A 10208-nucleotide genomic window follows, 5' to 3' on the forward strand; every position below is an offset into this window, starting at 1 on the left:
CGGCCCCACGGGGCTGCGCCAGCGCACGCCCGCACCCACGCCCACCCGGGGTGAGAGATCGCCCACGCGGTCGGCCACCGCACCGGCGTCGATGAACAGCGTGCTTTCCCAGTCGGTCATCGTGCCGCGGTAGACGATGGGCCGCTGCCATTCCACGCTGCCCACCGCAAGGTAGCGCCCGCCGTAGAGCTGGCCGTTGTCAGTGCGCGCGCCGATGCTGCGGTAGCCGTAGCCGCGCACCGTGGTGTCGCCGCCAGTCAGGAACAGTTGCGTGACGGGAATCTGCGCACCTTCGCGCGCCAGCACCGCGCCGCCTTCGGCGCGCAGCGATACGCGTGCTGTACGGCTGACGCCCGCGTCGTCCTCCACGCGCCCGGCTGGGATGAAGTTCTGCCACCGCACCAGGGTGCGGACGAATGGGTCGCGCTCGGGCCGCAGCGTGGTGCCCAGCCCCAGTTCTACCGCCACGCCATGGCCCCGCGTGGGAGCGGTGGTGCTGTTGAAGTACCGGCCCGTCCAGCCATAGTTGATCGTGACGGCGCTGCCCGAGGGCGGCGCGTTGGCGCCCTGGCTGTGCGCGTAGTCGTATTGGAGGAAATAGTTGCGGTCGATGTGGCGTGTGCTCTTGCTGCGGCCTGCGCGCAGGCGCCCGCTGTTCACGTCGTAGTCGCCGGTCTCTTCGCGCTTGGCCTGCCCTCCCGTAAACCAGCGCCAGCCGTTTTCTTCGGGCAGCGCGGTCCATTCGGTTTCAGCGAGCTTGGTTTCGCGGTCGAGCGAGAGCTTGCTCACCGCACGCCAGCCGATGCCGGGGAGCTTGTTGTGGATGTGCTCCATCGAGAGACGAGCCCCGCTATCGGTCGAAAAGCCCGGGCCGAACACCAGCTTCTGCAGCGGGGCCTCGCGCACGCGGGCCACCACGGGCGCGGCTGCAGGGTCGGTGCCCTCGGTGTCCAGCGTCAGGAACACCGCATCGTAGTAGCCGCTGCTGGCCAGGCGCAGCTGGGCGTCCAGCATCTCGGCCTCGTCGTAGATGGCACCGGTCGGCAGGCGCGCCAGGCGGCGCGCGCCATCGGGGTCGTAGCGTTCGTGGCCCTCCACCCTCAGCGGTCCAAAGCGGTAGGCCGGGCCGGTGTCGTAGGTCACGCTGAGCTTGGCTTCATGCCGGTCCGCGTCGATCTCTGCGCGGCTGTTGGCAATGCGGGCGGCGGGGTGGCGACGCGCCTGCAGCTGGCGCAGGCCGCCCGATTTGGCGGCATCCCACGCCGCTTGGGTGAACGGTGCGCCGGGCGTGAGCGACCAATCGCGTACCACGCGCTGCTGCTGGCGCTGGCTGCCGCGCGTATCGCCGCTGCCCGGGTTGTCGGCAAAGTCCACGTCGGCGCTGGCAATGCTGGTTTGCGGCCCGGGTTGCACGGTGACGATGACGGTGCGGGGCGCCTCCTTGCTGCCTGGCGTGTCGGAGAGCTCGACGGTGATGGTGGGCGCAAAGTAGCCCAGGGTTCCCAGAAGATCGCGTGCGTTCGCGTCGGCTGCGCCCAGCAGGCGCTGCAGTTCGCTGTCGTGCAGGTCGGGCAGCTTGCGAAAGCGCTGCAGTTCCAGGTGGCGTTCCAGGGTGTCCCGCACGGTGTCGGGCGCGCGCACTTCCACGGCAAACGACGGCATGCCGGATTCAGCAATGACGGGTGCGTTCGCCGCGCCATCGGCGTTGCTATGGCGCGGCAGCAGGCTGCACCCCGGCAGGCACAGGGCGCCAACAAGCAGCAACGCCGACCAAGAGGCCGGCGTTGCAATCCTCGCAAGGACGGAATGTGATTCGCGAAAAGGCACGGCAGGGGGGGCGCTGAACGTGGATGGGATTGTCGGGGAACGCTGCCGTGAGGCTTCCCGATGATGCCGTCAACTCGGCGCCCCATGTGTCAGACAGCTTCGCGCATTCGGCGCAAAGGCGGCTTGGGCACAATCGCCGGCTACTTGGACAGCAGCCGCATCGTCTCTTCCAGCCCCTTGAGCGAAAGCGGATACATGCGGTTGCCCATGAGCTGCTGGATGATGCTGATGCTCTGGCGGTATTGCCACACGCCCTGTGGCTCAGGATTGATCCATGCGTGCTTGGGAAACGCATGTGTGAGGCGCTGGATCCATTCGGCCCCGGGCTCCTCGTTGTTGTATTCCACGCTGCCGCCCGGCTGCAGGATCTCGTAAGGGCTCATCGTGGCGTCGCCCACGAAGATCAGCTTGTAGTCCTTGTTGTACTTGCGGATGATGTCCCAGGTCGGGAACTTCTCCGCAAAGCGGCGGCGGTTGTTCTTCCACATGAAGTCGTACACGCAGTTGTGGAAGTAATAGAACTCCAGGTGCTTGAACTCGTTCTTTACTGCGGAAAAGAGTTCTTCCACGCGCTGGATGTGTTCGTCCATGGTGCCGCCCACATCCATTAGCAGCAGCACCTTCACGTTGTTGTGCCGCTCGGGCACCATCTTGATGTCCAGGTAGCCCGCGTTGGCGGCCGTGCTGCGGATGGTGTCGTGCAGGTCCAGCTCCAGCTCGTGCCCTTCGCGCGCAAACTTGCGCAAGCGGCGCAGCGCTACCTTGATGTTGCGCGTGCCCAGCTCCTGCTGGTCGTCGTAGTCCTTGTACGCGCGCTGCTCCCACACCTTCACCGCGCTCTTGTTCTTGCCCGCGCCGCCAATGCGCACGCCCTGCGGGTTGTAGCCGCCGTGGCCAAACGGGCTGGTGCCGCCTGTACCGATCCACTTGCTGCCGCCTTCGTGGCGTTCCTTCTGTTCTTCGAGGCGCTTCTTGAGCGTCTCCATGAGTTCGTCCCAGCCCATCTTCTCAATGGCGGCCTTCTGCTCGGGTGTGAGTTCGTTCTCCAGGATCTTGCGCAGCCAGTCGGCCGGGATTTCCTTGGTGAAGTCGGCCACCATCTCCACGCCCTTGAAGTAGGCGCCGAAGGCCCGGTCGAACTTGTCGTAGTGCTTCTCGTCCTTGACCAGCGTGAGGCGCGAGAGGTTGTAGAAATCGTCCAGGCTCCACGCGTCATCCGACTTGGGTCCCACCACGCCGGCCTGCAGGGCTTCAAGCAGCGTGAGGTATTCCTTGACCGACACGGGCAGCTTGGCCGAGCGCAGGGTGTAGAAAAAGTCGATGAGCATGATTTTGGCCTTCAGCGCTTACTGGGTAAGCGCATGGCGCTCTAAAAGATATAGCAACTGCGCCTTGGCCTCTGGCCACTCGCCAGAGCGCATGCTGTACATCATCGTGTCGCGGATGGTGCCGTCGCGACGCAGCGCGTGGCCACGCAGCACCCCATCCTTCTTGGCGCCCAGTCGCTCGATGGCGCGTTGCGATGCAAAGTTGTAGTTGTCGGTGCGCCAGCCCACCACATGGCAGCCAAGCGTGTCGAAGGCGTGGCCCATCATCAAGAGCTTGGCGGTGGTGTTGACGTGGGTGCGCTGCACGCTTTTGCGGTACCAGGTCCAGCCGATCTCCACGCGCTTCACGGCGGGCACGATGTCGTGGTAACTGGTGGATCCCAGGACCTTGCCGGTGGCGTCGTCGACGACGGCAAAGGCAAAACGGTTGCCGTCTTCGCGCATCTTGAGCGCTCCCTCGATGTAGGCGCGGGTGTCCTGCGGCTCGGGCACCGAGGTGATGCGCAGCTTCCACAACTCGCCATCGGCGGCGGCGGACCGCAAGCCTTCTTCATGGGACAACGCCAGGGGCTCCAGGCGGACGCCGCGATCCCGCAGCGTGACAGGTTCTACAAAGGCCATGGGTCTTTACTCTTCATCAATCCTTGGAAGGCTTATTGCGCCGGCTGGTTTGCCAGCGCCGTGCAGCGTGCAGGCCGAGGCCGCCGCCCAGCCCCACCAGGGCGATACCCACCAGGGCCGGGGTGCCGTAACCCGGTGCAAAGATGTCCATGCCCAGCCACTGGCCCAGCCAGAAACCGGCGAGGGCACCGCCAACAAAACCGATGGCGTCGGCAATGCCGTCGGCCAGTGAAGGGGTAGGAGTCTGGGCCATGGCCGGGGGCTAGCGGTTGCGCTGATTCATGAACACCAGCTTTTCAAACAGGCTCACGTCCTGTTCATTCTTGAGCAGGGCCCCCACCAGCGGCGGCACGGACACCTTGTTGTCTGCGCTTTGCAGCGCGGTGAGCGGAATGTCCTCGGCCACCAGCAGCTTGAGCCAGTCGATGAGTTCGCTGGTGGAAGGCTTCTTCTTGAGGCCCGGCAGGTTGCGCACGTCATAGAACGTCTTCATCGCCACGCTGAGCAGTTCGCTCTTGAGCGTGGGGAAGTGCACGTTCACGATCTGGCGCATCGTATCGGCCTCAGGGAACTTGATGAAGTGGAAGAAGCAGCGGCGAAGGAAGGCGTCGGGCAGTTCCTTTTCGTTGTTGGAGGTGATGAACACCAGCGGGCGGTGCTTGGCCTTGATGAGTTCGCGTGTCTCGTAGCAGTAGAACTCCATGCGGTCGATTTCGCGCAACAGGTCGTTCGGAAATTCGATGTCGGCCTTGTCGATCTCGTCGATGAGCAGCGCCACCGGCCGGTCGGCCGTGAAGGCCTGCCAGAGAACGCCCTGCACGATGTAGTTTCGGATGTCCTTCACGCGTTCGGCGCTGCCCTCGTCATTGAGCTGGCTGTCGCGCAGGCGGCTCACGGCGTCGTATTCATAGAGGCCCTGCTGCGCCTTGGTGGTCGATTTGATGTGCCATTGCAACAGCGGCATATCCAGCGCCTGCGCTACTTCCTCGGCCAGCATGGTCTTGCCGGTCCCGGGCTCGCCCTTGATGAGCAGCGGGCGCTGCAGGGTGATGGCCGCGTTGACGGCGAGCATGAGGTCCTGGGTAGCGACGTAGTTCTGGGAACCTTGGAATTTCATGAGGGAAATCACCGAATCGTTGATGAATGGGCTTGACATGCGCTGGCTATAATCCGCCGTTGAGCAGAGCCCAGAGCTGAACTTCCACGAGATTGTGCGCGCAAAATGAACAAAACGCTGACCACGCTATTCGCCCTGGCTGTCGCTTCCGTGACCGCCATCTCCCATGCCCAGGAAGCCAAGGGCGACGTGGAAGCCGGCAAGCAAAAGATCGCCATGTGCATTGGTTGCCACGGCATTCCGGGGTACCAGGCCAGCTTTCCGGAAGTGCACAAGGTGCCCATGATTTCGGGCCAGAGCGCCAAGTACATCGCGTCCGCGCTGGTGGCCTACCAAAAGGGCGAGCGCAAGCACCCCACGATGCGCGGCATCGCCGAATCGCTCTCTGAAAAAGACATCGCCGACGTGTCGGCTTACTACGAGCAGCACGGCAAGACCGGCGCCGAGTTGCCCGCCAAGCCCGCCCGCGAGCCCAGCGTGCAGGTGGCCGAGCTGCTCAAGAAGGGCGCCTGCGTGTCCTGCCACGGCGACAACTTCGCCAAGCCCATCGACCCTTCGTACCCCAAGATTGCGGGCCAGCACGCAGACTACCTCTTCGTGGCCCTCAAGTCCTACAAGGTGGAGAAGAACGCCAACGTGGGCCGCGGTAACGCCATCATGGGCGGTGTGGCCAAGCAGTTCACCAATGCCGAGCTGAAAGCACTTGCCAACTACATCAGCGGTGTGGACGGCGACCTGCACGTGGTGCCGCAATCGCGCTTCCGTTGATCGGCACGATTCGCGCATCCCCATGAGCAGCCCGGCATCGCCGGGCTTTTTTATGGCCGTGGAGGGTGTCAAGAAGCTCCGCGGTGGCGGCGCGCTGCAGCGTTTCGCGGGTAAACTTCATCCAGGGTGTCGGTGCCGTGGTGGCCCGGCAGGTTCATGCGCTGGTCGGGCCGCCTCGCGGTTTTTCTGCGACCCATGAACACCTCTCCCACCCTGATCCAGGTCATTGGCGCCATCCTGTTTGGACTGGCGATCCTCCATACCTTCTCCACACGCTACTTCGAGCACCTGGCCCACACGCAGCCACGCCATGCGGGTTTCTGGCACCTGCTCGGCGAGGTCGAGGTGGTCTTCGGCTTTTGGGCCCTGGTGCTCATGCTGTTCATGTTTTCCGTTCTGGGAAAGCAGGAGGCCACCGCCTATCTGGATTCGCGCAATTTCACCGAACCGCTCTTTGTGTTCGCGATCATGGTGATCGCGGCCACGCGGCCCATCTTGCAAATGGCGGGGTCTGTCGTGCGACTGTTGGCGCGCTGCCTGCCGTTTCAGCGCGGCGTGGCCATGTACTTCGTGGTGCTTTCGGCGGTGCCGCTGCTGGGTTCTTTCATCACTGAGCCCGCTGCAATGACGCTGGCTGCGCTGATGTTGCGCGACATCCTCTTTTCGCAGCCGCTATCGAGCAAGCTCAAGTACTCCACCATCGGGGTGCTGTTCGTCAACATCTCCATCGGCGGCACCTTGACCCCGTTCGCCGCACCGCCCGTGCTCATGGTGGCTGCGCAGTGGAACTGGGACCTGTGGTTCATGGTGTCGAACTTTGGGTGGAAGGCCGCTGTGGCCGTGGTGATCAACGCGGGCATTGCCACGCTGCTCTTTCGCAGCCAGGTGGGGCACATGGGGCGCAAGGTCGTCGCAGACGAAGCGCCAGTGCCGCTGTCCGTCGTGCTGGTGCACCTGGTGTTCCTGGCGCTGGTGGTGGTGTTTGCGCATCACCCGGCCGTGTTCCTGGGATTGTTCCTCTTCTTCATGGGGTTCACCACGGCCTACCAGCGCCATCAGAACCCGCTGATCCTGCGCGAAGCCTTGCTGGTGGCCTTTTTCCTGGCCGGACTGGTAGTGCTGGGCGGCCTGCAGCAATGGTGGCTGCAACCCGTTCTCATGAAGATGGACGCCAATGCTGTGTTCTTTGGCGCGGCGGCGCTCACGGCGTTCACCGACAACGCGGCCCTGACTTACCTGGGTTCGCTGGTCGAGGGCCTCAGCGACGAGTTCAAGGTGGCCCTGGTGGCGGGGGCGGTGACGGGCGGGGGCCTGACCGTGATCGCCAATGCCCCCAACCCCGCAGGGGCGGCGATCTTGAAGGAAAAGTTTGCCGACAACGCCATCCATCCGCTGGGGCTTCTGCTGGGGGCCCTGCCGCCCACGATGGTGGCGGTGCTGGCGTTCAAGCTGCTGTGATGGCCGATCGCGGTAGCCGGCGCCCTCAGTCCCGCGTGGCGCGCCGCTGCACGCAGGCGATGTAGGCATCGCCATCGGGTGGGCGTCCGGCGCGCTGGCTTTCCCAGAGCATCTCACCCAGGCAGTCCATGGCGGCGTGGTGCGCATCGTGCAGCGAATCCAGCCGTGCCGTCAGCAATTCCACCGCCTGACGAATGCCACGAGGCTGGTCAATGCTGCACTGCTCGCTGATCGACAGGTGCATTGACAGATGCAAAAACGGGTTGGTCTGGCCGGGCGTCTCGTCGTAGTTGCGTGCCACGGCGGCGTCGGCATCGGAGAGGTCGGCGTGGTACTCAGGGTGCTCGGCGATCCACAGGCTGGCCAGCGTTTCAATGGCTTCCATGGGGGCGCCGCTCTGGGTCTTGGCATGCACGCCGCACAGAAAGCGGCGTACGTCGGCTTGAGAGGGGCTGAACATGGGGCGAGAGGGTAGCACGCACCTGTTTGGCCGCGCGACCGCGGGGCTACAGAGGATTGGCGGCCCAGTTGGGCGCGGCGGCGTCCTACGCGCCGATCCTGAGATCGCACCTACAGTCACGGTGCGCAGAGGGGAGGAAGCCGGGTCCGCTTTGCACAGTTCCTGCGTGCCCCGGTGTTGGAGAGTTTCATGAATGTGATGCGAATCGTCGGCGTGCTGCTGCTGGTGGCCGGACTGGCCGGCTTCTTGACCGGCGGATTCAGCTTTACCAAGGATGCTACCCAGGCGAAGCTGGGACCCTTGGAGCTCACCGTCAAGGAACGCGAAACCGTGCAGATACCGCAGTGGATGAGCTTGGGCGCCATGGTGCTGGGCGGCGTCGTGCTGGTCCTGGGGTTTCGCAAGAGCTGAGCGGCGCGGGGGGCGTCTGTGGCTCGCCCCCCTTCAAACCCCCGTTCCGTAAGGCCCGGCACCCCGCGCGCGTTGCGAAGGGGCGCCGGTGCATCTTCCACGCATCCGAGTTCTTTTTTGGGGGGCATCGCTGGCAGCTTCCCTTCCTGGCGCTGGCTGTCGCGTCCGGGAACTGGATTTCTCCCGATCGGTGCAAACTGTTGGAAGCATGGCTCCCATGCGCGACCTCGTGGCACCGCGCAGAATGGGGCCATGCGACGCTGCCCAGGCCGCTCGCGGCGGCGCTACTGCGCGCTGGCAGCTTACCCAGACAGAAAAAACCACCGAGGAGACATCCATGCCGAGCCCAGAGGCGTTCATCTGCGACGCCATCCGTACCCCTTTTGGCCGCTATGGCGGCGCCTTGAGCAGCGTACGCACCGACGACCTCGGCGCGGTCCCCATCAAGGCGCTGATGGACCGCAACCCCGGCGTGGACTGGGCGGCCTTGACCGATGTGCTGTACGGCTGCGCCAACCAGGCCGGCGAAGACAATCGCAACGTGGCCCGCATGAGCAGCTTGCTCGCGGGCTTGCCCGTCGACGTACCCGGAGCCACCATCAACCGGCTGTGCGGCTCGGGCCTGGATGCGGTGGGCACGGCCGCGCGCGCCATCAAGGCGGGCGAGGCGGGCTTGATGATTGCGGGCGGCGTGGAGAGCATGAGCCGTGCGCCCTTCGTCATGCCCAAGGCCGAGTCGGCCTTCAGCCGCAGCAACGCGGTGTACGACACCACCATCGGCTGGCGCTTCATCAACAAAGTGATGAAGGAAAAGTACGGCGTCGACTCCATGCCGGAAACCGCCGAGAACGTAGCCACGGACTTCGGTATTGAGCGCGAGGCGCAGGATCGCATGGCACTGCGCAGCCAGCTCAACGCCGTGGCCGCGATCAAGGACGGTCACCTGGCGCGCGAGATCGTGCCGGTGCACATCCCTCAGAAAAAAGGCGACGCCATCGTCGTGAGCCAGGACGAACACCCGCGCGAGACCAGCCTCGAAGCGCTGGCCAAGCTCAAGGGCGTGGTGCGGCCGGATGGCACAGTGACGGCCGGCAACGCCAGCGGCGTGAACGACGGCGCCTGCGCGCTGCTGCTGGCCGACGGGGTCCATGCGGCCAGATATGGCTTGAAGCCGCGTGCGCGTGTGGTGGGCATGGCCGTGGCGGGGGTGGCGCCGCGCATCATGGGGATGGGGCCTGCACCTGCCACGCAGAAGGTGCTGGCGCAGACTGGCCTGACCATCGACCACATGGACGTGATCGAACTCAACGAAGCCTTTGCCGCACAGGGCCTGGCCGTGTTGCGTGCGCTGGGACTGAAGGACGACGATGCTCGCGTGAATGCCTGGGGCGGCGCCATCGCGCTGGGCCACCCGCTGGGCGCCAGCGGCGCGCGCCTGGTGACCACTGCCGTCAATCGCCTCCACGAGCACGCGGGCCAGTATGCGCTGTGCACCATGTGCATTGGCGTGGGGCAGGGCATTGCGGTGGTGCTGGAGCGGGTTTGACGGCGCCTTGCGCGGTGCTGAGAGTCTGCGGGCGAGGGCGGCGCCGCGCGCTCCATTCGGCCGATCGGACGGGCGCCGAGAATCCGGAGTCCGCAGGTGGTCGGTCTGTGAACTGTTCGGCGCCAGCCTATGCGGCAGCGATCACTGCATCGCTCCGGTGATCGCTTCCAAAAATAGCTTTCAACCGTTGATGCGGTACACGCGCCCCGTCTGGCCGCCTTCCACGCTGCGCTGATAGCCGCGCGCCGCACGTTCGGCAGGCACCGTGTCAAAGCCCGGGAAGAACGGCCCGTACACACCCACCGACTCGGTCAGGATGGTCGGGCTGACGGCGTTGATGCGGATGCCGCGCGGCAACTCGATGGCGGCGGCCGCCACGAAGCCCTCGATGGCTGCGTTCACCGCCGTGGCGTTGGCGCCGTTGCGGATGGGCTCGATCGACAGGATGCCGGTGGTCAGCGTGATGGAGCCGCCATCGGTCAGGTAGTGCTGGCCGATCAACGCCAGCTGCACTTGGCCCAGCAGCTTGTCCTGCAGGCCCAGGTTGAACTGCTCTGGCGTCATCTCGGTCAGCGGGCCAAAGTGCAGGTTGCCGGCCGTGCTCACGATCGCGTCGACCTTGCCCACGGTCTCGAACAGCTTGGCGACCGAGCCGGGCAGCGAAAAGTCCGC

The 10208-nt window shown here is 65.0% G+C and carries 11 protein-coding genes; 4 read left to right on the plus strand and 7 right to left on the minus strand.

All coding sequences use genetic code 11. The features are described 5' to 3' along the window. The 5 genes from MRY84_RS09865 to MRY84_RS09885 form a co-directional block, all read right to left on the minus strand. A partial coding sequence (locus MRY84_RS09865; RefSeq protein WP_291505558.1) for a BamA/TamA family outer membrane protein occupies positions 1 to 1662 on the minus strand: 1662 nt, incomplete at its 3' end. A 305-nt stretch (positions 1663 to 1967) separates the two neighbouring features. Further along, positions 1968 to 3155: a VWA domain-containing protein gene (locus MRY84_RS09870; RefSeq protein ID WP_291505559.1), complete on the minus strand. Its 1188-nt coding sequence runs from the start codon at positions 3153 to 3155 to the stop codon at positions 1968 to 1970. 18 nt (positions 3156 to 3173) lie between these two features. Then, complete coding sequence (locus tag MRY84_RS09875; protein WP_291505560.1) at positions 3174 to 3776, minus strand: GNAT family protein; 603 nt, start codon at positions 3774 to 3776, stop codon at positions 3174 to 3176. Between the two features lie 16 nt (positions 3777 to 3792). Next, positions 3793 to 4029 carry a hypothetical protein gene (locus tag MRY84_RS09880; RefSeq protein ID WP_291505561.1) on the minus strand — a complete coding sequence of 79 codons (237 nt, stop codon included), beginning with the start codon at positions 4027 to 4029 and terminating at the stop codon, positions 3793 to 3795. 9 nt (positions 4030 to 4038) lie between these two features. After that, positions 4039 to 4893: a MoxR family ATPase gene (locus MRY84_RS09885; protein ID WP_291505562.1), complete on the minus strand. Its 855-nt coding sequence runs from the start codon at positions 4891 to 4893 to the stop codon at positions 4039 to 4041. A gap of 105 nt (positions 4894 to 4998) precedes the next feature. Here MRY84_RS09885 and MRY84_RS09890 point away from each other — a divergent pair, with 105 nt between their 5' ends. After that, positions 4999 to 5661, plus strand: a complete 663-nt coding sequence (locus MRY84_RS09890; protein WP_291505563.1) for a c-type cytochrome — start codon at positions 4999 to 5001, stop codon at positions 5659 to 5661. Between the two features lie 195 nt (positions 5662 to 5856). After that, positions 5857 to 7119, plus strand: coding sequence for a putative Na+/H+ antiporter (locus MRY84_RS09895; protein ID WP_291505564.1), 1263 nt, complete (start codon positions 5857 to 5859; stop codon positions 7117 to 7119). 25 nt (positions 7120 to 7144) lie between these two features. Here the strand turns inward: MRY84_RS09895 and MRY84_RS09900 are convergent, their stop codons facing one another. Further along, the gene (locus MRY84_RS09900; RefSeq protein WP_010459392.1) at positions 7145 to 7579 is read right to left on the minus strand and encodes a DUF1841 family protein; all 435 of its coding nucleotides are present in this window, start codon (positions 7577 to 7579) and stop codon (positions 7145 to 7147) included. 189 nt (positions 7580 to 7768) lie between these two features. Between MRY84_RS09900 and MRY84_RS09905 the strand changes: the two genes are divergently transcribed. Together MRY84_RS09905 and pcaF are read left to right on the plus strand one after the other, a co-directional pair. Beyond that, positions 7769 to 7990: a hypothetical protein gene (locus MRY84_RS09905; RefSeq protein ID WP_291505565.1), complete on the plus strand. Its 222-nt coding sequence runs from the start codon at positions 7769 to 7771 to the stop codon at positions 7988 to 7990. Between the two features lie 337 nt (positions 7991 to 8327). After that, positions 8328 to 9536 (plus strand): 3-oxoadipyl-CoA thiolase, encoded by a 1209-nt coding sequence (gene pcaF, locus MRY84_RS09910; RefSeq protein WP_291505566.1) that lies wholly within the window; start codon positions 8328 to 8330, stop codon positions 9534 to 9536. A 180-nt stretch (positions 9537 to 9716) separates the two neighbouring features. On the opposite strand, the gene MRY84_RS09915 is transcribed toward pcaF, so the two are convergent. Then, the coding region (locus MRY84_RS09915; RefSeq protein ID WP_291505567.1) for a short chain dehydrogenase at positions 9717 to 10208 on the minus strand (492 nt) is incomplete at its 5' end.

The sequence above is a fragment of the Acidovorax sp. genome, from assembly GCF_022763525.1.
Classification (GTDB): domain Bacteria; phylum Pseudomonadota; class Gammaproteobacteria; order Burkholderiales; family Burkholderiaceae_C; genus Acidovorax.